This is a genomic window from Ralstonia psammae, from assembly GCF_958405935.1.
GTDB classification, from domain to species: Bacteria; Pseudomonadota; Gammaproteobacteria; order Burkholderiales; family Burkholderiaceae; genus Ralstonia; species Ralstonia psammae.
Window position 1 is genome coordinate 167,496 of record NZ_CATZBU010000007.1, and the last position, 20,087, is coordinate 187,582.

General features: G+C 62.5%; 22 protein-coding genes. All 22 read left to right on the forward strand.

All coding sequences use genetic code 11. From position 1 onward, the window contains the following. The 22 genes from nuoI to R2N16_RS16170 all read left to right on the forward strand — a co-directional run bounded on the left by nuoI (window position 1) and on the right by R2N16_RS16170 (window position 20,076). Window positions 1-492 carry an NADH-quinone oxidoreductase subunit NuoI gene (gene nuoI / locus R2N16_RS16065; RefSeq protein WP_003261939.1) on the forward strand — a complete coding sequence of 164 codons (492 nt, stop codon included), beginning with the start codon at window positions 1-3 and terminating at the stop codon, window positions 490-492. A gap of 146 nt (window positions 493-638) precedes the next feature. Further along, the gene (locus tag R2N16_RS16070; RefSeq protein WP_027681035.1) at window positions 639-1,271 is read left to right on the forward strand and encodes an NADH-quinone oxidoreductase subunit J; all 633 of its coding nucleotides are present in this window, start codon (window positions 639-641) and stop codon (window positions 1,269-1,271) included. Between the two features lie 17 nt (window positions 1,272-1,288). Beyond that, on the forward strand, window positions 1,289-1,600 hold the full coding sequence (gene nuoK / locus R2N16_RS16075) for an NADH-quinone oxidoreductase subunit NuoK (protein ID WP_004630788.1): 312 nt from the start codon (window positions 1,289-1,291) through the stop codon (window positions 1,598-1,600). Window positions 1,601-1,629: 29 nt separating this feature from the next. After that, window positions 1,630-3,690: an NADH-quinone oxidoreductase subunit L gene (gene nuoL / locus R2N16_RS16080; protein ID WP_316666725.1), complete on the forward strand. Its 2,061-nt coding sequence runs from the start codon at window positions 1,630-1,632 to the stop codon at window positions 3,688-3,690. A 12-nt stretch (window positions 3,691-3,702) separates the two neighbouring features. Continuing rightward, window positions 3,703-5,169, forward strand: a complete 1,467-nt coding sequence (locus R2N16_RS16085) for an NADH-quinone oxidoreductase subunit M (RefSeq protein ID WP_316666726.1) — start codon at window positions 3,703-3,705, stop codon at window positions 5,167-5,169. Window positions 5,170-5,185: 16 nt separating this feature from the next. Then, the gene (gene nuoN / locus R2N16_RS16090) at window positions 5,186-6,661 is read left to right on the forward strand and encodes an NADH-quinone oxidoreductase subunit NuoN (RefSeq protein ID WP_316666727.1); all 1,476 of its coding nucleotides are present in this window, start codon (window positions 5,186-5,188) and stop codon (window positions 6,659-6,661) included. A gap of 13 nt (window positions 6,662-6,674) precedes the next feature. Further along, entirely contained in the window at window positions 6,675-6,989 is a 315-nt protein-coding gene (locus tag R2N16_RS16095; RefSeq protein ID WP_092969578.1) for a DUF2818 family protein, read from the forward strand. A gap of 44 nt (window positions 6,990-7,033) precedes the next feature. Continuing rightward, the gene (locus R2N16_RS16100) at window positions 7,034-7,645 is read left to right on the forward strand and encodes an NUDIX hydrolase (RefSeq protein WP_316666728.1); all 612 of its coding nucleotides are present in this window, start codon (window positions 7,034-7,036) and stop codon (window positions 7,643-7,645) included. A 137-nt stretch (window positions 7,646-7,782) separates the two neighbouring features. After that, the gene (locus R2N16_RS16105; protein WP_316666729.1) at window positions 7,783-8,244 is read left to right on the forward strand and encodes a DUF1178 family protein; all 462 of its coding nucleotides are present in this window, start codon (window positions 7,783-7,785) and stop codon (window positions 8,242-8,244) included. Between the two features lie 84 nt (window positions 8,245-8,328). Further along, window positions 8,329-9,525 (forward strand): acyl-CoA dehydrogenase family protein, encoded by a 1,197-nt coding sequence (locus R2N16_RS16110; protein WP_316666730.1) that lies wholly within the window; start codon window positions 8,329-8,331, stop codon window positions 9,523-9,525. 35 nt (window positions 9,526-9,560) lie between these two features. Further along, window positions 9,561-10,691 (forward strand): acyl-CoA dehydrogenase family protein, encoded by a 1,131-nt coding sequence (locus R2N16_RS16115; RefSeq protein ID WP_316666731.1) that lies wholly within the window; start codon window positions 9,561-9,563, stop codon window positions 10,689-10,691. Window positions 10,692-10,747: 56 nt separating this feature from the next. Continuing rightward, window positions 10,748-11,233: a MaoC family dehydratase gene (locus tag R2N16_RS16120; protein WP_316666732.1), complete on the forward strand. Its 486-nt coding sequence runs from the start codon at window positions 10,748-10,750 to the stop codon at window positions 11,231-11,233. Between the two features lie 37 nt (window positions 11,234-11,270). After that, entirely contained in the window at window positions 11,271-11,750 is a 480-nt protein-coding gene (locus R2N16_RS16125) for a MaoC family dehydratase (protein WP_316666733.1), read from the forward strand. A 265-nt stretch (window positions 11,751-12,015) separates the two neighbouring features. Next, the gene (gene urtA, locus R2N16_RS16130; RefSeq protein ID WP_316666734.1) at window positions 12,016-13,272 is read left to right on the forward strand and encodes an urea ABC transporter substrate-binding protein; all 1,257 of its coding nucleotides are present in this window, start codon (window positions 12,016-12,018) and stop codon (window positions 13,270-13,272) included. Between the two features lie 101 nt (window positions 13,273-13,373). After that, window positions 13,374-15,002 carry an urea ABC transporter permease subunit UrtB gene (gene urtB, locus R2N16_RS16135; RefSeq protein ID WP_316666735.1) on the forward strand — a complete coding sequence of 543 codons (1,629 nt, stop codon included), beginning with the start codon at window positions 13,374-13,376 and terminating at the stop codon, window positions 15,000-15,002. 1 nt (window position 15,003) lies between these two features. Beyond that, the gene (gene urtC, locus R2N16_RS16140; protein WP_316666736.1) at window positions 15,004-16,170 is read left to right on the forward strand and encodes an urea ABC transporter permease subunit UrtC; all 1,167 of its coding nucleotides are present in this window, start codon (window positions 15,004-15,006) and stop codon (window positions 16,168-16,170) included. Next, window positions 16,167-17,018 carry an urea ABC transporter ATP-binding protein UrtD gene (gene urtD / locus R2N16_RS16145; protein ID WP_316666737.1) on the forward strand — a complete coding sequence of 284 codons (852 nt, stop codon included), beginning with the start codon at window positions 16,167-16,169 and terminating at the stop codon, window positions 17,016-17,018. Before urtC ends, urtD begins: the two co-directional genes overlap by 4 nt. Before the next feature lies 1 nt (window position 17,019). After that, window positions 17,020-17,712 (forward strand): urea ABC transporter ATP-binding subunit UrtE, encoded by a 693-nt coding sequence (gene urtE, locus R2N16_RS16150; protein ID WP_316666738.1) that lies wholly within the window; start codon window positions 17,020-17,022, stop codon window positions 17,710-17,712. Window positions 17,713-17,855: 143 nt separating this feature from the next. After that, the gene (locus tag R2N16_RS16155) at window positions 17,856-18,743 is read left to right on the forward strand and encodes an urease accessory protein UreD (RefSeq protein ID WP_316666739.1); all 888 of its coding nucleotides are present in this window, start codon (window positions 17,856-17,858) and stop codon (window positions 18,741-18,743) included. Between the two features lie 62 nt (window positions 18,744-18,805). Continuing rightward, window positions 18,806-19,108, forward strand: a complete 303-nt coding sequence (locus tag R2N16_RS16160; protein WP_316666740.1) for an urease subunit gamma — start codon at window positions 18,806-18,808, stop codon at window positions 19,106-19,108. 34 nt (window positions 19,109-19,142) lie between these two features. After that, on the forward strand, window positions 19,143-19,760 hold the full coding sequence (locus R2N16_RS16165) for a HupE/UreJ family protein (protein ID WP_316666741.1): 618 nt from the start codon (window positions 19,143-19,145) through the stop codon (window positions 19,758-19,760). Window positions 19,761-19,770: 10 nt separating this feature from the next. Further along, window positions 19,771-20,076 carry an urease subunit beta gene (locus tag R2N16_RS16170; protein WP_316666742.1) on the forward strand — a complete coding sequence of 102 codons (306 nt, stop codon included), beginning with the start codon at window positions 19,771-19,773 and terminating at the stop codon, window positions 20,074-20,076. Window positions 20,077-20,087: the final 11 nt, after the last annotated feature.

Sequence of the window (20,087 nt, forward strand, 5' to 3'; positions counted from 1 at the left end):
ATGTTGCTTGCCATCAAGGAATTTTTTAACAGCCTGCTCCTGAAGGAACTCTTCAAGGGCCTGGCGCTGACGGGGCGCTACCTGTTTGCGCGCAAGATCACTGTTCTCTTTCCGGAAGAGAAGACGCCGCTGTCGCCGCGCTTCCGCGGTCTGCATGCGCTGCGTCGCTATCCGAACGGCGAAGAACGCTGCATCGCTTGCAAGCTGTGCGAAGCGGTGTGTCCGGCCCTGGCCATCACGATCGAGTCGGACCAGCGCGACGACGGTACCCGCCGCACCACGCGCTACGACATCGACCTGACCAAGTGCATTTTCTGCGGCTTCTGCGAAGAGGCCTGCCCGGTGGACGCCATCGTCGAGACGCACATCCTGGAATACCACGGTGAAAAGCGCGGCGACCTGTATTTCACCAAAGACATGCTGCTGGCCGTGGGTGATCGCTTCGAGCCGGAAATTGCGGCCAACAAGGCGGCCGACGCAAAGTACCGCTGATTCAGGACGCCCGCCGTGCAGTTGGCGGGCGGCGCAGTTGACATCCCGGTTGGACAACGGCTCTTCGAGAGCCAACCAGTTGCGGTGGCGTGACGCCATCGCGGCTTTGGACAAGCGCGTGCCGCAAAACGGCCCGTGCCAGGATCATGGAAATCACGACGATCATCTTCTACTGTTTCGCGCTCGTGCTGGTGCTCGCAGCGCTGAAGGTCATCACCGCGAAGAACCCGGTGCACGCGGCGCTGTTCCTCGTGCTCTCGTTCTTCACCGCGGCGGCGATCTGGATGCTGCTCAAGGCGGAGTTCCTCGCCATCACGCTGGTGCTGGTCTACGTTGGGGCGGTGATGGTGCTGTTCCTGTTCGTGGTGATGATGATCGATATCGACATCGAACACCTGCGACGCGATTTCTGGACCTACGTGCCGATGGCAGCCTTCGTGGGCGTGGTCATCATCCTGGAAATGGCGGTGGTGCTGACCAAGACCTTCATGGGGCGCGTGCAGCCCGTGCAGGAGTTGCCGAAGGGCTTTACCGGTCCGAACACGCAGGCGCTCGGCAAGCTGATCTACACCGATTACATCTATGCCTTTGAAGTGGCTGGCGCGGTGCTGCTGCTGGCGATTGTCGCGGCCGTCGCCCTGACCGCCCGCCGCCGCAAGGACACCAAGGCACAGAACGTGTCCGATCAAATCCGCGTGAAGCGCAAGGACCGCGTGCGTCTGGTCTCGATGCCGGCGGAAAAGTCTGCTGGCGCAGCTTCGGCTGAATCCAAGAGCTGAGCCCCGGGAGAACCCATATGTCCTCGCTATCCCTTGCCCATTACCTCGTGCTCGGCGCCGTGCTGTTTGCCATCAGCATCGTCGGCATTTTCCTGAACCGCAAGAACGTCATCGTGCTGCTGATGGCGATCGAACTGATGCTGCTGGCGGTCAACCTGAACTTCGTCGCGTTCTCCCACTACCTGGGCGATCTGGCAGGGCAGGTGTTCGTGTTTTTCATCCTGACGGTGGCCGCGGCGGAATCCGCGATCGGTCTCGCCATCCTGGTGGTGCTGTTCCGTAATCTGGACACCATCAACGTCGACGATCTGGACAGCCTGAAGGGCTGACCTCCGCATCCATCTATAAGAAGCGTTCCATGGCTACCACGCTCAATCCCAACCTGCTGCTGGCGATTCCGCTCGCGCCGCTGGCCGGCGCGGCGATCGCCGGGCTGTTCGGCACCAAGTTCTTTGGCGAGAAGATCGGCCGCACGGCGTCCCACAGCGTCACCATCCTCGGTGTTGCGATCGCCTTCATTCTGTCCGCGTTGACGCTGTCCGACGTCATCAATGGCGCCGGCTACAACGGCACCGTCTATGAGTGGATGACGGTTGGCTCGCTGAAGATGGAAGTCGGTTTCCTCATCGATTCGCTCACGGCGATGATGATGTGCGTGGTGACCTTCGTCTCGCTGATGGTGCATATCTACACCATCGGTTACATGGCCGAAGACGACGGCTACAACCGTTTCTTCGCGTACATCTCGCTGTTCACCTTCTCGATGTTGATGCTCGTGATGAGCAACAACTTCCTTCAGCTGTTCTTCGGCTGGGAAGCGGTGGGTCTGGTGTCGTACCTGCTGATCGGGTTCTGGTTCAAGCGTCCGACGGCCATCTACGCCAACATGAAGGCGTTCCTGGTCAACCGCGTGGGTGACTTTGGCTTCGTGCTCGGTATCGGCCTTCTGCTGGCATATAGCGGTAGCCTGAGCTACGCAGACGTGTTCGCCGCCCGCGACAACTTGACCACGATCGGCTTCCCGGGTACCGACTGGCACATGCTGACGGTTGCCTGTATCTGCTTGTTCATCGGCGCGATGGGTAAATCGGCGCAGTTCCCGCTGCACGTGTGGCTGCCGGACTCGATGGAAGGTCCGACGCCGATTTCCGCACTGATTCACGCGGCCACCATGGTGACCGCCGGTATCTTCATGGTCGCGCGCATGTCGCCGCTGTTCGAGCTGTCGGACACCGCGCTGTCGTTCGTGCTGATCATCGGCGCCATCACCGCGCTGTTCATGGGCTTCCTGGGCGTCATCCAGACAGACATCAAGCGTGTGGTGGCGTACTCCACGCTGTCTCAGCTGGGCTACATGACCGTTGCGCTGGGCGCATCGGCTTACCAAGTGGCCGTGTTCCACCTCATGACGCACGCGTTCTTCAAGGCGCTGCTGTTCCTCGGCGCGGGCTCGGTCATCATCGGCATGCACCACGATCAAGACATGCGCAACATGGGCGGCCTGCGCAAGTACATGCCGATCACGTGGCTGACGTCGTTGGTGGGTTCGCTGGCGTTGATCGGCACGCCGTTCTTCGCAGGTTTCTATTCGAAGGATTCGATCATCGAAGCGGTGCGTGAATCGCACCTGCCGGGCGCAGGCTTCGCATACTGGGCGGTGCTGGCAGGCGTGTTCGTGACTGCGTTCTACTCGTTCCGCATGTACTTCCTGGTGTTCCACGGTGAGGAGCGTTTCGGCCAGGCCCACGCCCACCACGACGATCACCATGAAGAGGACGAGGGCGACCACGATCACCACCATGGTCTGGCCCCGGGACAAAAGCCGCACGAGTCGCCCTGGGTGGTGACAGTGCCGCTGGTGTTGCTGGCGATTCCGTCGGTCATCATCGGCGCAATGGCCATCCAGCCGATGCTGTTCGGCGAGTTCTTCAAGCACGGCGTGGTGTTCTCGGAAGTCATCTTCAATGCTGACAACCATGAAGCGATGAAGGTGCTGGCCGAAGACTTCCACGGCTGGGTCGAGATGGCGCTGCACGGCTTCACGTCGGCACCGTTCATCCTGCTGCTGGCGGGCGTCGTGCTGTCGTGGTTCTTCTACCTGAAGCGCCCGGATATTCCGGCAGCGATCGCCCAGCGTTTCTCTGGCGTCTACAAGCTGCTGGACAACAAGTACTACATGGACAAGATCAACGAGATCGTCTTCGCCAACGGTGCGGTCAAGTTTGGCCGTGGCCTGTGGAAGGGCGGCGATCAGGGCGTGATCGACGGCGTTGTCGTCAACGGCAGTGCGCGTCTGGTGGGCTGGTTCGCGACTGTCGTGCGCCTGCTCCAGTCCGGCTTCATCTATGACTATGCGTTCGCGATGATCATCGGCACGGTTGGGCTGCTGACGTATTTCGTGTTCCTGGCAGGCAAATAAGGGATTACAAAAATGGTTCTGTCTTTTGCGATCTGGCTGCCGATCTTCTTCGGCGTGCTGGTGCTGGCCTCGGGCTCAGACCGCAATCCCGGTTATGTCCGCTGGATGTCGTTGATCGGCTCGCTGATCAGCTTCGTGATGACGCTTCCGCTGATCACGCGTTTCGACAAGACGACGGCTGCGATGCAGTTCGTCGAGAAATCGTCGTGGATCGAGCGCTTTAACATCAGCTACTACCTGGGTGTCGACGGTATCTCGATGTGGTTCGTGGTGCTGACCGCGTTCATCACCGTCATCGTGGTCATTGCCGCCTGGGAAGTGATTACCGAGCGCGTGGCGCAGTACATGGCCGCGTTCCTGATCCTGTCGGGACTGATGATCGGCGTATTTGCGTCGCTCGACGGTTTGCTGTTCTACGTGTTCTTCGAAGCCACGCTGATTCCGATGTACATCATCATCGGCGTGTGGGGCGGCCCGAACCGTGTGTACGCAGCGTTCAAGTTCTTCCTGTACACGCTGCTGGGCTCGTTGCTGACGCTGGTTGCGCTGCTGTATCTGTACTTCCATAGCGGCACGTTCGAGATCCTGCAGTGGCATCAGGTCAAGCTGTCGATGAACGAGCAGATCCTGATCTTCCTCGCGTTCTTCATGGCCTTTGCCGTGAAGGTGCCGATGTGGCCGGTGCACACCTGGCTGCCGGACGCCCACGTGGAAGCGCCGACCGGCGGTTCCGTGGTGCTGGCTGCCATCATGCTGAAGCTGGGCGCCTACGGTTTCCTGCGGTTCTCGCTGCCGATCGCGCCGGATGCCAGCCATAGCCTGTCGGCATTCATCATCGCGATCTCGCTTGTCGCTGTGATCTACATCGGCCTGGTCGCGCTGGTGCAGGCCGACATGAAGAAGCTGGTCGCGTATTCGTCGATCGCCCACATGGGCTTCGTCACGCTGGGCTTCTTCATCTTCAACGAGATCGGTGTCGAAGGCGGTATCGTTCAAATGATCTCGCACGGCTTCATTTCCGGCGCGATGTTCCTGTGTATCGGGGTGCTGTATGACCGTGTGCACTCGCGCCAGATTGCCGATTACGGCGGTGTGGTGAACACGATGCCGAAGTTCGCGGCGCTGTCCGTGTTCTTTGCGATGGCCAACTGCGGCCTGCCGGCAACCTCGGGGTTCGTTGGCGAATTCATGGTGATCCTGGGTTCGGTCAAGTTCAATTTCTGGATTGGTCTGTTGGCCGCCACGGCGCTCATTTTTGGTGCAGCGTATTCGCTGTGGATGGTCAAGCGCGTGATCTTCGGTGATGTGACCCACAAGCACGTGGCCGAGTTGAAGGACCTGAATTGCCGTGAGTTCTTCATGCTGGGTGTGCTGGCGATCGCCACCCTGTACATGGGCCTGTATCCGAAGCCCTTCACCGATGTCATGCATGCGTCCGTGGTCAACCTGCTGACCCACGTGGCTCAGTCGAAGCTGTAAGCAGCGAGAAGAAACTATGCAATCGTCCTCCTCTATTGCGGCTTTTGCCCCAATCGTTTTTCTCGCGCTGGGCATTGGTGCCGTCAACTGGATTGACTTGGCCCGCGGCCAGAAACGAAGCAGCGTGGCGTATCCGGTTTCGTTGGTGATTACGCTGGTGCTGACCGTGTGGTTCGGGCTGAATGCTGCGAACGGTGAGACCCACTACGTCTTTGGCAACATGGCTGTGATCGACCCGATGGCCAACGTGTTGGCGTCGTTCTGTTCGCTCACCCTGTTTGCCACGCTGGTCTACACGCGCCGCTATCTGGCCGACCGCGACATGTATGCAGGCGAGTTCTACATGTTCGCGCTGTTCACTCTGGGCGGTCAGGTTGTGATGATCACCGGCAACAACTTCCTCGTGCTCTATCTGGGCCTGGAATTGCTGTCGCTGGCGTCGTACACGCTGGTTGCGCTGCGTCGCCGTTCGAACGTGTCGTCCGAATCGGCCATGAAGTATTTCATCCTGGGCGCACTGGCATCGGGCTTGTTGCTGTACGGCATGTCGATGCTGTACGGCGCGACCGGCTCGCTGGAGCTGGGCAAGGTGTTTGACGCCATCAAGAACGGCGAGATCAACAAGACGATCCTCGTGTTTGGTGTGGTGTTCATCGTTGCCGGTCTGGGCTTCAAGCTGGGTGTAGCGCCGTTCCACATGTGGGTGCCGGACGTGTACCAAGGCTCGCCGACGGCGGTGACGCTGCTGATTGCCGGCGCACCGAAGGTCGCTGCGTTCGCGATGACGCTGCGCATTCTGGTTGAAGGCCTGCTGCCGCTGGCGTTTGACTGGCAGAACATGCTGATCGTGCTGGCCGTCGTGTCGCTGGCCATCGGCAATATCACCGGCGTTGTGCAGACCAACTTCAAGCGTCTGCTGGGCTACTCGACCGTTTCGCATATGGGGTTCTTGCTGCTGGGCCTGGTGTCAGGCGTCAGCTCCGGCAAGCCCGATTTGACGGCGCAGGCCTACAGCGCTTCGATGTTTTATGCCATCACCTACGTGCTGACCGCACTGGGCGCTTTCGGCATCATCCTGCTGCTGGCGCGTAAGGGCTACGAGGCGGAAGAGATTGCCGACCTGAAGGGCTTGTCGAAGAAGAGCCCGTGGTTTGCGTTGCTGATGCTGTTCATCATGATGTCGCTGGCCGGCCTGCCGCCGACCGTTGGCTTCTACGCCAAGCTGTCGGTCCTGGGCGCGGTGGTCGATGCCGGCATGCCGTGGCTGGCCGTCGTGGCGGTGCTGTTTTCGCTGGTGGGTGCGTTCTACTACCTGCGTGTCATCAAGGTCATGTACTTCGATGCGCCGGCTGACGAAGGCCCCGTGGAGGCCACCTTCGGCCTGCGCTCGCTGCTGTCGGTCAATGGCTTGCTGGTGCTGTTGCTGGGGATCTTTCCGGCAGGCCTCATGGCCGTGTGCTATCAGGCAATCCGCCTGACGCTGGCTTCGTAACACACCGAGCGCCATGAGCACGTCGACGGGCGGTTTGTTTGTCATCGTGTTGGCACTGATCTGTGCCAACCTGCCGTTCGTCAACCAACGTGTGCTGGCGCTGGTGCCGGCACGCTGGCCGCGCAAGCCGTTCTGGCTGCGCGGCACCGAGCTGATTGCCATGTACGTTGTGGTAGGGCTGATCGGCTTTGGTATCGAATCGAGCCAGGGCAATGCGTTTCCGCAAGGCTGGCAGTTTTACGCGATCACCGCTTGCCTGATGCTGGTGTTCGCGTTTCCCGGCTTTACGTGGCAATACCTGGTTCGCCATCCTCGCGATTCCCGTTAATTCCCGCCGGGCAGGCTCTCGCTGTCTCGGCATGAGAGAGCGCCATGTCCGATCACACCCCGCTGAACGCCACCCCTGATACGACGCAGGACCCGGATGCCGGTCTGCGCGAGACGCAGGTCGCCTCTGCGTTGATGCATCAGGGCAAGTTTCTCACGCTCAAGCAGGACATCGTCCGCCTGCCGGACGGCCGCAACGCCAGCCGCGAGTACCTCATCCACCCGGGCGCGGTGATGATGATTCCGCTGTTTGATGACGGCACCGTGCTGATGGAGCGTCAGTTCCGCTACCCGGTCGGCAAGGTGATGATTGAATTCCCGGCCGGCAAGCTCGATCCGCAGGAAGGTGCGCTCACGTGCGGCAAGCGCGAACTGCGCGAAGAAACCGGCTACACGGCCGAGCGCTGGGATTACCTCACGCGAATTCATCCGGTCATTTCGTATTCCACCGAGTTCATCGACATCTATCTCGCGCGCGATCTCAAGCAGGGTGAGGCGATGCTGGATGAGGGTGAATTTCTTGAGACCTTCGTCACGCCGGCCGGCCAACTGATCGATTGGGTGCGCGAAGGCAAGATTTCCGACGTGAAGACCATCATCGGCACGTTCTGGCTCGAGAAGATCCTGTCCGGAGCATGGACTCCAGGTGCGGTCTGAGCCGCTTGCAATCCGCGCTGGATCACCCCATTTTCCTATCGTCGTTATCATAGCGAACGGTCGTGCGAAAAAATTAGCACGACCGTTCACAAATTTTCGAATCGGGGATACACTCATCCCCATGCGCTGGACCGATCATGAAAGTGCTGGACCTCCGCTGTGCCAATGACCACCGCTTCGAAGGCTGGTTCGGCTCCGATGCCGACCTGCAATCGCAGCAAGAGCGCGGGCTGTTGACGTGCCCAGTTTGCGGTCACAACGAGGTTGAGCGCTTGCCGAGTGCGCCGCGCCTGAATCTATCGTCGTCTCGTGCGGAGACCGTCCAGAAGGGCGGTGCCGCCAAGGCGGCCGAAGGCGAGGGCGGTGCGCCCGTAGCCCTGCAACAGCTCTATCTGAAAGCCGTGCGCCATGTCCTGGCCAATACCGAGGACGTCGGCGACCGGTTTGCAGAAGAGGCGCGCCGTATGCACTACAACGAGGCGCCGGAGCGGGGCATTCGCGGGACGACGTCTCGGGAGGAAGCGCAGGAACTGGCGGAGGAAGGCATCGACGTGATGCCTCTGTTGGTGCCCGACGCGCTCAAGCAGCCCGTGCACTAGCTGCCCCGATTCAGGTCCGCGCCGGTCCGACAGAACGTTCTCCACCGATTTGCCACGGTGGGGAGCCAACCACAGGAGACAGGCATGGATCTGAACTACTCGGCGGCCGATGATGCGTTCCGCCAGGAAGTCCGCGGCTGGCTGGAAGCCAATCTGCCCAAGGATATCCAAGACAAGGTGTTGAACCACCGCCGTCTGAACCGCGAAGATTTCGTTCGCTGGCACAAGGCGCTCGCGGGCAAGGGCTGGTCGGTGCCGCACTGGCCGGTCGAGTGGGGCGGTACCGGATGGTCCCCCATCCAAAAACACATCTGGGACGAAGAGTGCGCGCAAATCGGCGCACCCGGCGTGCTGCCGTTCGGTGTCAGCATGGTCGCGCCCGTCATCATGAAGTACGGCAACGAAGCGCAGAAGCGCTACTACCTGCCGCGCATCGTTGATTGCACCGACTGGTGGTGTCAGGGCTATTCGGAGCCAGGTTCAGGTTCCGATCTGGCCTCGGTGAAGACACGGGCCGTGCGCGAAGGCGATTACTACATCGTCAACGGCCAGAAGACCTGGACCACGCTCGGCCAACACGCCGACATGATTTTCTGCCTGGTCCGCACGGATCCCGACGCGAAGAAGCAAGAGGGCATTTCGTTCCTGCTGATCGACATGAAGACGCCGGGCATCACCGTGCGCCCGATCATCATGTTGGACGAAGAGCACGAAGTGAACGAGGTGTTCTTCGACAACGTGAAGGTGCCGGTTCAAAACCTGATCGGTGATGAGAACCGCGGCTGGACGTACGCCAAGTATCTGCTCGGCCACGAGCGTACGGGCATAGCGCGTGTGGGCAATTCCAAGCGCGAACTGGCGTTCCTAAAACGCGTCGCTCTGCAACACCAGAAGAACGGCAAGCCGCTGCTGCAGGACCCGGTATTCGGTGCCAAGGTGGCCTCGCTGGAAATCGAACTGCTGGCACTGGAGATGACGGTGCTGCGTGTGGTGTCGAGCGAGAACGCTGGCAAGGGCCCTGGGCCTGAGGCGTCGTTGCTCAAGATCAAGGGTACGCAGATCCAGCAGATGCTGACCGAGCTGATGGTCGAGGCTGTGGGACCGTACGCCCAGCCGTTCGATCCGAGCTACCTGGAAGGCGACACCTTGCAGGCCGTGACGGGCGACAACGATGCCGCGCCGCTCGCGCCGTACTACTTCAACTATCGCAAGACCTCGATCTACGGCGGGTCGAACGAGATCCAGCGCAACATCATCTCGCAGATGATCCTTGGCGTCTGAGCAGAACGGCGACAGAACACATAGCGGAGACAAACATGGATTTCTCGTTCACCGACGAACAGAAGCAACTGGCCGATGCAGTGCGCCGCTTCATCGACAAGGACTACGGCTTCGAGGCACGCAACAAGGTGGTGTACTCGCCCGAAGGTGTGTCGCAGGCCCATTGGGATGCGCTGGCCGAACTGGGTCTGACAGCATTGCCGGTGCCGGAAGCACAAGGCGGCTTTGACGGCCGCGCGATGGACCTGCTGGTGGTGATGCAGGAACTGGGTCGCGGCCTGGTGGTGGAGCCATATCAGGCCACCGTGCTTGGCGCGCAGGCGCTGAAGCTCACAGGCGGCCAGGATGCGTTGCTGGAAGAAGTCGCTGGCGGCACCTTGAAGCTGGCCGTTGCATTCGGCGAGCCCCAATCGCGCTACGAGCTTTTCAACGTAACCACGCGTGCGGCGCAGCAGGCCGGCGGTTGGACGCTCACCGGCGAGAAGGCGGTTGTGGTGCATGGCGCCCAGGCCGACAAGCTGATCGTCTCGGCGCGCACCGGCGGTGAGGCGCGTGATACGTCGGGCCTTTCGCTCTTCGTCGTCGACCGCAATGCCGCCGGCGTGACGGTCAAGGACTACCGCACGATCGATAACCTGCACGCGGCTGACATCCGCCTCGACAACGCGTCTGCGACGCTGTTGGGCAAGGCTGGTGAAGCGTGGGAGACCATCGACGCTGTGGCTGATCTGGGCTGCGTGCTGCTGTGCGCAGAAGCGGTCGGCCTGATCGACGCGCTGAACGCCGCAACGCTGGAGTACACCAAGACCCGCCAGCAGTTTGGCGTGCCCATCGCGCGCTTCCAGGCGTTGCAGCATCGCATGGTCGACATGTTCATCCATGGCGAGCAGGCGCGTTCGATCACGTATCTGGCTGCTGCGCATTTTGAGGATGGCGATGTCGAGGCGCGCCGCCGCTACGTGTCTGCGGCTAAGGCGCGTGTTGGCCAGGCCGCGCGTGACGTTGGCCAGGAAGCGGTGCAGTTGCACGGCGGCATGGGCGTGACGAACGAACTGCCGGCCGCGCACATGTTCAAGCGGCTGACAATGATCAACACGACGCTGGGCGACGTGGATCATCACCTGGCGCGCTTCGCATCGCTGCCCGGCTTCCAGCAAGCTGCGTAACGGCAAACCTGAACGCCCCGCATTCGTGCGGGGCGTTGTCATTTGGAGGAGACGATATGGCGGAGAACGAAAGGGCAGAAGCAACACGATCGTACGAGTTCTACTTCGACGATTTCGAGGTCGGCCGTACGCTGCAGATGGGCACCTACACGGTCACCGAGGAGGAAATCCTGACGTTTGCGCGGCAATACGATCCGCAGCCATTCCACATTGACGCGGAGGCGGCCAAGCACAGCATCTACGGCGGCATCATCTCCAGCGGCTGGATGACCTGCTCGATCATGATGCGGCTGATGGTGACCGGTTTTCTGGGCAAGGCAGCCAGCATGGGTTCGCCCGGGGTGGATGAAATCCGCTGGATGAAGCCGGTGTATCCGGGCGATACGCTGTCGGTGTCGAGCACATGCATGGAGATCAAGCCGTCGCAGTCGAAGCCGGACCGCGGCGTGGCGATCAACCGCTGGGAGGCGCACAACCAGCGCGGCGAGCTGGTCTGCACGGTAACGGGCATAGGCTTGTTTGGCCGGCGCCCGAAAGCTTGATGACACGTCATCGCATCACAACAAGGAGACAACCCAGATGCGCATCATCGAATCGCTCGACGAGCTGAAAGGCTTGATCGGCCAGGAAGTTGCCGTGAGCGACTGGACCGAGATCACGCAACAACAGGTGAATCTCTTTGCCGAGGCCACGGGCGATCACCAGTGGATCCACGTGGATGCAGAGCGCGCCAAGCGGGAGTCGCCGTTTGGTGCGCCGGTAGCGCACGGCTTCCTGACGCTGTCGCTGCTGCCGATGCTGATGGCGAATGCGATCGAGATGGCTGACGTGAAGATGGGCGTGAACTACGGCCTGAACAAGGTTCGGTTCACCGCGCCGGTGCCGGTTGGCAGCCGTGTGCGCGCACGCGTGAAGCTGTTGGAAATGGAAGCGCTGCCGCCACTGCCCAACGCACCCGCGTTGACCGGCGCGCAGATGACCTGGGCGGTGACCATCGAGCGCGAAGGGCAGGAGCGCCCGGTCTGCGTGGCCGAATCGATCTCGCGCCGCTATTCCTGAGTCCCGCTTTTCGCAAGTTCCCCAGGCCGGCGCAACGCCGGCCTTTCTTTTTGCATTGGATTGCCCTTGCACTCCGCTTGTTTTGTGCTTGTCTTCACGCGCCCCAAGCGGGCGCATCCCAACGAACAAATGCGCTGACTTGGCGCGGCTTTGGCACCGTTTTGGCGCGGATTTCCCTTCGAATGAGCCAAATGCGATGGCACGGTAGTTGCAATTTTGGGTCCCGGGGAGTCGTTCTCGCCACCAATAAACCCAAGGAGCCGCAATGAAACGTCGTGAGCTGTTGAAGCTGTCTGCCGTCGCCGCCGCAACGCTGTTGTCCGTGTCGAACTTCGCGTTTGCTCAGGCAAAGGAGCCGATCAAGGTCGGCATCCTGCATTCACTGTCGGGCACCATGGCCATCTCCGAAACGTCGCTGAAAGACGTGGCGTTGATGACGATCGACGAGATCAACAAGAGTGGCGGCGTGTTGGGCCACAAGCTGCAGCCGGTGGTGGTGGATCCGGCTTCGAACTGGCCGCTGTTTGCGGAGAAGGCGCGCGGGCTGCTGACGCAGGACAAGGTGGCCGTGACGTTCGGCTGCTGGACGTCGGTGTCGCGCAAGTCGGTGCTGCCGGTCTATGAAGAGCTGAACGGCCTGCTGTTCTACCCGGTGCAGTACGAAGGCGAAGAAATGTCGAAGAACGTCTTCTACACCGGCGCGGCGCCCAACCAGCAAGCGATTCCGGCCGTGGAATACCTGATGAGCAAGGAAGGCGGTGGCGCCAAGCGCTTCTTCCTGCTCGGCACCGATTACGTCTACCCGCGCACGACGAACAAGATCCTGCGCGCGTTCCTGCACAGCAAGGGTGTGAAGGACAGCGACATCGAAGAGGTCTACACCCCGTTCGGCCACTCCGACTATCAGACCATCGTCGCCAACATCAAGAAGTTTGCGCAGGGTGGGAAGACGGCCGTGGTGTCGACCATCAACGGCGACTCCAACGTGCCGTTCTACAAGGAACTCGGCAACGCCGGCCTGAAGGCCAAGGACGTGCCGGTGGTGGCGTTCTCGGTGGGTGAAGAAGAGCTGCGCGGCATCGACACCAAGCCGCTGGTGGGCCATCTGGCCGCATGGAACTACTTCATGTCGGTCAAGAACCCGGTCAACGACGACTTCAAGAAGAAGTGGGCTGCCTGGGTGAAGGCGAACAACCTGCCGGGCGGCGACAAGCGCGTCACCAACGACCCGATGGAAGCCACCTACGTCGGCATCATGATGTGGAAGCAGGCCGTGGAGAAGGCCGGTTCCACCGACGTGGACAAGGTCCGCAAGGCGATGTACGGCCAGCAGTTCAAGGCACCGTCGGGCTTCACGCTGGTGATGAACAACAACCATCACCTCAGCAAGCCGGTCATGATCGGCGAGGTGCGCGGCGACGGCCAGTTCAATGTCGTATGGAAGACGCCGACGGTGATCCGCGCCAAGCCGTGGAGCCCCTACATCCCGGGCAACGAGGGCAAGCCTGACCAAGTGATGTGATCAGGCGGGCCGGCGGCAGCGCATCTTGTGGCCGGCCTTTTGAACCACGCTGTACGAGGTGGCGCCCATGGATCGCATGTGGCGCCACGCATCGGAATGCCATGACCCGCTTGTCCCGCTTTTTTGCCTCGCTGCTTTGCGCCTTGTGCCTGGCCGCCGTGCCCGCCACCGCCTCATGGGCCGCTGGGCAGAGCGCTAGCCCGCTCACCCAGGCCGATCTCAAGCCCCTGGCCGAAGATGACTTCGATGCCAAGGTGAAGACACTCAACGCACTGACCGCCGCGCCTGCGGAGCAAGCCGGACCGATCCTGCAGGCGTTGCAGAACGATGCGCTGTTCTACGCGCCCGCCGCTGGCATGGTGCGCCAGGACGGCGAGCGCTACCTCGATGCGATTTCGGGTCAGCCCGTTACCGTCAAATCCGACGATCTGCAGTCCCTCACCCTGAACAATGCCCTGCGTGCGCAAGTGGACAGCGCAGCGAGCGGCTTCGTGCTGCAATCGCCCGATCGTGCCGTGCGTGCGCAGGCCGTCGATACGCTGCTCGCGCATCCCGAGACGGCGTCGCGTCCCATTGTCGACGCCGCACGCAAGCATGAAACCGATCCGGAGCTGCGCAGCAAGCTGCACCTGCTGTGGGCCAATCTCGCGCTCGACGACGGCACGCATGCCGAGAAGCTCGAAGCGCTCAAGTTGCTCGCCGCCGATACGAACCCCCAGACGCGCCAGCGCATCGCCCCGTTGCTCGCCAAGGACAGCGGCGCCGACGATGAACTGCGCGCCGCCGCGCAACGGGCGCTCGACAGCCTTGCCGGGCAGCAACGCAAGGCCGAGCTGGTCGGCAACCTGTTCGCCGGGCTGAGCCTCGGTTCGGTGCTGTTGCTGGCCGCGCTCGGGCTGGCGATCACCTATGGCCTGATCGGCGTCATCAACATGGCGCACGGCGAGTTCCTGATGATCGGCGCCTATGCCACCTACGTGGTGCAGACGATCTTCCGCAACTACTTTCCGAACGCGTTCGACTGGTATCTGCCGGCGGCGCTGCCGGCCGCGTTCCTGGCGGCGGCCGTTGTCGGTTTTGCGCTGGAGCGCCTTGTGCTGCGCCATCTGTATGGCCGTCCGCTTGAAACGCTGCTCGCCACCTTCGGGATCAGCCTGCTGCTGATGCAGGCGGTGCGCTCGATCTTCGGTGCGCAGAACGTGGAAGTCGCCAACCCGAGCTGGATGAGTGGTGGCATTGCGCTCTATCCGGGGCTGATCCTGCCGTACAACCGGCTCGTGATTCTGCTGTTCGCGCTGGCCGTGGTGGCAATCGCGTGGGCGGTGCTCAACCGTACGCGCCTGGGCCTGTTCGTGCGCGCCACGACGCAGAACCGCACGATGGCCGCCTGCGTTGGCGTGCGCACGTGGAAGGTCGATAGCTACGCGTTTGCCTTTGGTGCGGGCATTGCGGGGCTGGGCGGCTGCGCGCTTTCGCAGATCGGCAACGTTGGTCCAGACCTGGGCCAGAGCTACATCATCGATTCGTTCATGGCCGTGGTGCTGGGCGGGGTGGGCCAACTGGCGGGCACGATCATTGGCGCGTTCGGGCTGGGCCTCATCAACAAGTTCATCGAGCCGTTCTACGGCGCGGTGCTGGCGAAGATCATCGTGCTGGTGCTGATCGTGCTGTTCATCCAGAAGCGTCCGCAGGGGCTGTTTGCCCTGAAGGGCCGCAGCGCGGAGGCCTGATATGACAACCCAATTCAAACTGGATATTCCGGCGCGCATGCCGCTGCTGTCGCGACGCGGGTGGTCTGCGCTGGTGCTGGTGTCGCTCGTCGTGTGCATTGGCGCACCCGTGTGTGCGCTGCTCGTGCCGGAGGGCAGCCCGCTGCATCTGTCGGCGTATGCGCTCACGTTGGTCGGCAAGATCATGTGCTACGCGCTGGCGGCGCTGGCGCTCGATCTGGTCTGGGGCTATTGCGGCATCCTCAGCCTCGGTCACGGCGTGTTCTTCGCGCTGGGCGGCTACGCAATGGGCATGTACCTGATGCGCTCCATCGGCCGCGAGGGCGTGTACAAGAGCGATCTGCCGGACTTCATGGTCTTCCTCGATTGGAAGGAGTTGCCGTGGTTCTGGCACGGCACCGAGCACTTTGCGTGGGCGATGCTGTTGGTGGTGCTGGTGCCCGGTGTGCTGGCATGGCTGTTCGGCTTCTTTGCCTTCCGCTCCCGCGTGAAAGGCGTGTACCTGTCGATCATCACGCAAGCGATGACGTATGCGGCCATGCTGCTGTTCTTCCGCAACGAGACGGGCTTTGGCGGCAATAACGGTTTTACGGATTTCAAACGCATCCTCGGCTTCCAGATCTCGGCATTGCCAACGCGCACCGTGCTGTTCGTCGCAACGTTCGTGGCGCTGGTGCTGGCGTTCATCGCCTGCCGTGCAATCGTCACCTCCAAGTTCGGGCGCGTGGTCACGGCCATCCGCGATGCCGAGGCACGCGTGATGTTCTCCGGTTACAACCCGCTCGGCTACAAGCTGTTTGTGTGGACGTTTTCGGCGGTGCTGTGCGGCATTGCGGGTGCGCTGTATGTGCCGCAGGTCGGCATCATCAACCCGGGCGAGATGTCGCCGGGCAATTCCATCGAGATGGCCGTGTGGGTGGCAGTGGGCGGCCGTGGCACATTGATCGGCCCGATCATCGGTGCGTTCCTCGTCAACGGGGCCAAGACGTTGCTGACGGCGTGGGTGCCGGAGTACTGGCTGTTTGTGCTCGGCGCGATCTTCGTACTGGTGACGCTGTATCTGCCGAACGGTGTGCTGGGACTCGTGGGCAAGCTGCGCATGAAGAAGCGCGCGCCCACGCAAACCAAGGCACCTGAAGCCGCGACCGTGACCGGAGACCACGCATGAGCACCTTCACCGATCTTCCCGACCGTGCGGAGACCGGCACCGCCACCGGCATGGGCCACCTGGTCGAGCCGGACACGATTGACGTCTCGCACGGCGCCATTCTGTATCTCGAAGATGTGACGGTTCGCTTTGGCGGTTTTCGCGCGCTGAATGCGCTCACGCTGTCGATTGACCATGGCGAGCTGCGCTGCATCATCGGCCCTAACGGCGCGGGCAAGACCACGATGATGGACGTGATTACCGGCAAGACCGGCCCGCGCAATGCAGACGTGACAGGCCGCGTCTTCCTCGGGCAGACCATCGACCTGCTGCGCCTGACCGAACCACGCATCGCGCAGATCGGCATCGGCCGCAAGTTCCAGAAGCCGACCGTGTTCGAACAGCACACCGTCTGGGAGAACCTGGAACTCGCGATGAAGGCCGACAAGCGCTGGTGGGTGTCGCTGCGTGCGCGTCTGCTGAATGATGGCCGCCAGCGCATCGAAGAGACCCTCGGCCGCATCCACCTGGAAGCGGAGGCCTATCGGCCGGCCGGGCTGCTCTCGCACGGCCAGAAGCAGCGGCTGGAGATCGGCATGCTGCTGATGCAGCAGCCGCAACTGCTGCTGCTCGACGAGCCAGTCGCCGGCATGACGGATGAAGAGACGATGCAGCTCGCTGCGTTGCTCAACGGCCTGCGCGGCACGTGCTCGATCATGGTCGTGGAGCACGACATGGAGTTCGTCGCCGCGCTGGCGGGGGCTGAAGGGCGCGTGACCGTGCTGGCCGAAGGCAGTGTTCTGGCCGAAGGCACGCTCGACACCGTCAAGCGCGATGAGCGCGTGATCGAATCGTATTTGGGGCGTTGATATGCTGCAGGTCCAGCAACTGAACCAGTTCTACGGCGGCAGCCACATCCTGCGCAACGTCAGCTTCGAGGTGCCGTCGGCCAAGCTGACTACGCTGCTTGGCCGCAACGGCGTCGGCAAGACGACCTTGCTCAAGTGCCTGATGGGTGTGGTGCCGGCTGCCAGCGGCGCCATCGATTGGGAAGGTCACGCCATCCAGAAACTGCCTGCCTACGAGCGCGTCTCGCAAGGGCTGGCCTATGTGCCGCAGGGCCGCGAGATCTTCCCGCGCCTGACGGTGGAAGAGAACCTGCTGATTGGGGCAGCCGCCAAGCGCGCGCCCTCCAAGGTGCCCGATTCCATCTATGCGTTGTTTCCGGTGCTCAAGGACATGAAGGGGCGGCGCGGTGGCGATCTGTCGGGCGGTCAGCAGCAGCAACTTGCCATCGGCCGCGCGCTGATGAGCGAGCCGCGCCTGCTGATCCTGGACGAGCCGACCGAGGGCATCCAGCCGTCGATCATCCAGGAGATCGGCCGCACGCTGCGCCGGCTGGTGGATGAGTTCGGCATGTCGGTGCTGCTGGTCGAGCAGTACTACGACTTTGCGCGCAGCATTGCCGACCGCTACGTCGTCATGAGCCGCGGCGAGGTCATCGCCCAGGGCGACGGCGCCAACATGGAGGCCGATGGCGTGCGCGATCTGGTGGCGGTTTGACGCGCAGGTGTCGTTTGAAAAAGTCGGGTGCCAAATGGGCGGCATCTGGCTATGATGGAAAACCTTTCCGTTTGCTTAGGGTGGGGCCTGACATGAAGCGCGCAGCTGCGTTTCATGGGGGAACCCTCCCGATTGCATGACCGATGCGCCATCCCGATTTCCCTGTTCCGCCACAGGCCACCGCATTTGCATCCTGGGAGGCTTCACTGCGCCTGGCGTTTGCACGGCGGGGTGAGCGTACCGTGCTGGCCACCTGCCGGCATCAGGGGCCGCTGCGGGTGCAGAAGGCGCTGTACCCGGAAGGCGAGGGCGTCTGCCATGCCGTCGTGCTGCATCCGCCCGCAGGCATTGCCGGCGGCGATGTGCTCGATATCGACGTCGAACTCGGTGCCGATGCGCATGCCGTACTGACGACGCCCGGCGCGACCAAGTGGTACAAGTCGCTCGGCCGCACGGCCACGCAGCGTGTCGCCATCCGCGTCGACGCAGGGGCGCGGCTCGACTGGCTGCCGCAAGAGAACATCGTCTTCAACCAGGCCTGCCCGATCATCGACCTCACGCTGGACCTGGCCCCCGGCGCCACCGCCATCGGCTGGGACACCACCATGCTGGGCCGCCACGCCGCCGGTGAATCGTGGGCCGAAGGCCGCATCGCCATGCGCACCGCTTTGCGTTGCAACGGCCAGCCGCTGTGGATTGAATCGGCCGCATTCGACGCGCAATCGCCCGTGCTGAACGCGACGACGGGCATAGCTGGCTTTCACGTCGTCGGCACGCTGTGGGCCGTGGGCGAGGGCGCCACCGACGCCCTGGCTGAATCGATGGCCGAGCACCTGCCGTACAACGAAGACCTGCGCGCGGGCGTTACGTGCCTCACGCAAGATGCGCCTGGTATGCCAAACGTTTTGCTGCTGCGCGTGCTGGCACGCCGGCCCGAAGATGCGCGCGCCTTGTTGTCACAGACGTGGCTGGCGCTGCGCGAACCGATGCATGGCGTGGCGGGCCGTCCGCTGCGCTTGTGGGCCACATGATGGCGACGTGACCTTGCATCGCCCGATCTATCTGGATTGACCTTCACCGAAGAGAGCCCCTCGTGGAACTGACCCCGCGCGAAAAAGACAAGCTGCTGATCTTCACTGCCGCCTTGCTGGCCGAGCGCCGCAAGGGCCGTGGCCTCAAGCTCAACTACCCGGAAGCCGTCGCATTCATCAGCGCCGCCATCATGGAGGGCGCGCGCGACGGCAAGACCGTCGCCGACCTGATGCACTACGGCACCACACTCCTCACGCGCAATGACGTGATGGACGGCGTGCCCGAGATGATTCCCGACATCCAGGTCGAAGCGACGTTTCCGGACGGCACGAAGCTCGTCACCGTCCACCATCCCATCGTTTGAAGTCTGCACGCCACTCACCACTTCGAGTCCAGCCATGACGCATACCCTGTTCCGCTATGTCCGGCCCGCTGCGGCCATTGCGCTTACGTTTGGCGCGTCCATTGCGTTTGCCCACCCGGGGCATCCGGGCCATACCTCCGAGGGCAGCTTGCTCGCCGGGTTCCTGCATCCGCTGACCGGCGCAGACCACCTGCTGGCGATGGTCGCTGTGGGCGTTTGGAGTGCGCTCGCCTCGCGTTCGGTGCGTGACGCGCTGTGGGCGCCGGTCGCCTTTGTCGCATTGATGATCCTAGGCGCCCTGGTCGGCGCGGGCGGCGTGGCGCTGCCGATGGCCGAGCCGATGATCGCCGCATCGCTGCTGGTGTTTGGCTTGCTGATTGCCGCACGCGCACAACTGCCGACGTGGGGCGGGGCGCTGCTGTGCGGCGCGTTCGCGCTGTTCCACGGCTATGCGCACGGCACAGAATTCCCCGCAGGTGCGCAGGCCATGTTCCCGTATTTCGTCGGCGGCTTTGCCGTGGCGACGGCGCTGCTGCATACCGCCGGTATCGGCGCGGGATTTGCGCTGAAGCCGCGCCTGGCATGGCTGGCGCGTCTGTCCGGTGTGGGCGTGGCGCTGTACGGTGCCGGCCTGCTTGTGGCGGCTGTCTAAGGGGCGCGACATGATCCCCGGTGAACTCCTGCCGCAAGACGGCGATCTCGAACTCAACGCAGGCCGTCCCACGTTGACGGTCACGGTGGCCAACACTGGCGACCGCCCCGTGCAGATCGGCTCGCACTACCACTTCTATGAAGTCAACGACGCGCTGCGCTTTGACCGCGAAGCGGCGCGCGGCTATCGGCTGAACATTGCCGCCGGCACCGCCGTGCGTTTTGAGCCGGGGCAGGAGCGTACGGTCGAACTTGTGGCGCTAGCGGGCGATCGCGTGGTCTACGGCTTCGCTGGCCGTGTGATGGGCAAGCTTTGAACGAGGCACGG

Bases quoted from the DNA above. Each gene is read 5' to 3' on its own strand.
- urtD (WP_316666737.1), top strand. From the start codon at position 16,167: ATGAGCACCTTCACCGATCTTCCCGACCGTGCGGAGACCGGCACCGCC.
- R2N16_RS16120 (WP_316666732.1), top strand. From the start codon at position 10,748: ATGGCGGAGAACGAAAGGGCAGAAGCAACACGATCGTACGAGTTCTAC.
- R2N16_RS16095 (WP_092969578.1), top strand. From the start codon at position 6,675: ATGAGCACGTCGACGGGCGGTTTGTTTGTCATCGTGTTGGCACTGATC.
- urtB (WP_316666735.1), top strand. From the start codon at position 13,374: ATGACCCGCTTGTCCCGCTTTTTTGCCTCGCTGCTTTGCGCCTTGTGC.
- nuoL (WP_316666725.1), top strand. From the start codon at position 1,630: ATGGCTACCACGCTCAATCCCAACCTGCTGCTGGCGATTCCGCTCGCG.
- R2N16_RS16165 (WP_316666741.1), top strand. From the start codon at position 19,143: ATGACGCATACCCTGTTCCGCTATGTCCGGCCCGCTGCGGCCATTGCG.
- nuoI (WP_003261939.1), top strand. From the start codon at position 1: ATGTTGCTTGCCATCAAGGAATTTTTTAACAGCCTGCTCCTGAAGGAA.
- R2N16_RS16070 (WP_027681035.1), top strand. From the start codon at position 639: ATGGAAATCACGACGATCATCTTCTACTGTTTCGCGCTCGTGCTGGTG.
- R2N16_RS16125 (WP_316666733.1), top strand. From the start codon at position 11,271: ATGCGCATCATCGAATCGCTCGACGAGCTGAAAGGCTTGATCGGCCAG.
- R2N16_RS16155 (WP_316666739.1), top strand. From the start codon at position 17,856: ATGCGCCATCCCGATTTCCCTGTTCCGCCACAGGCCACCGCATTTGCA.
- R2N16_RS16110 (WP_316666730.1), top strand. From the start codon at position 8,329: ATGGATCTGAACTACTCGGCGGCCGATGATGCGTTCCGCCAGGAAGTC.
- R2N16_RS16115 (WP_316666731.1), top strand. From the start codon at position 9,561: ATGGATTTCTCGTTCACCGACGAACAGAAGCAACTGGCCGATGCAGTG.
- urtA (WP_316666734.1), top strand. From the start codon at position 12,016: ATGAAACGTCGTGAGCTGTTGAAGCTGTCTGCCGTCGCCGCCGCAACG.
- urtE (WP_316666738.1), top strand. From the start codon at position 17,020: ATGCTGCAGGTCCAGCAACTGAACCAGTTCTACGGCGGCAGCCACATC.
- nuoN (WP_316666727.1), top strand. From the start codon at position 5,186: ATGCAATCGTCCTCCTCTATTGCGGCTTTTGCCCCAATCGTTTTTCTC.
- R2N16_RS16085 (WP_316666726.1), top strand. From the start codon at position 3,703: ATGGTTCTGTCTTTTGCGATCTGGCTGCCGATCTTCTTCGGCGTGCTG.
- R2N16_RS16170 (WP_316666742.1), top strand. From the start codon at position 19,771: ATGATCCCCGGTGAACTCCTGCCGCAAGACGGCGATCTCGAACTCAAC.
- R2N16_RS16100 (WP_316666728.1), top strand. From the start codon at position 7,034: ATGTCCGATCACACCCCGCTGAACGCCACCCCTGATACGACGCAGGAC.
- R2N16_RS16105 (WP_316666729.1), top strand. From the start codon at position 7,783: ATGAAAGTGCTGGACCTCCGCTGTGCCAATGACCACCGCTTCGAAGGC.
- nuoK (WP_004630788.1), top strand. From the start codon at position 1,289: ATGTCCTCGCTATCCCTTGCCCATTACCTCGTGCTCGGCGCCGTGCTG.
- urtC (WP_316666736.1), top strand. From the start codon at position 15,004: ATGACAACCCAATTCAAACTGGATATTCCGGCGCGCATGCCGCTGCTG.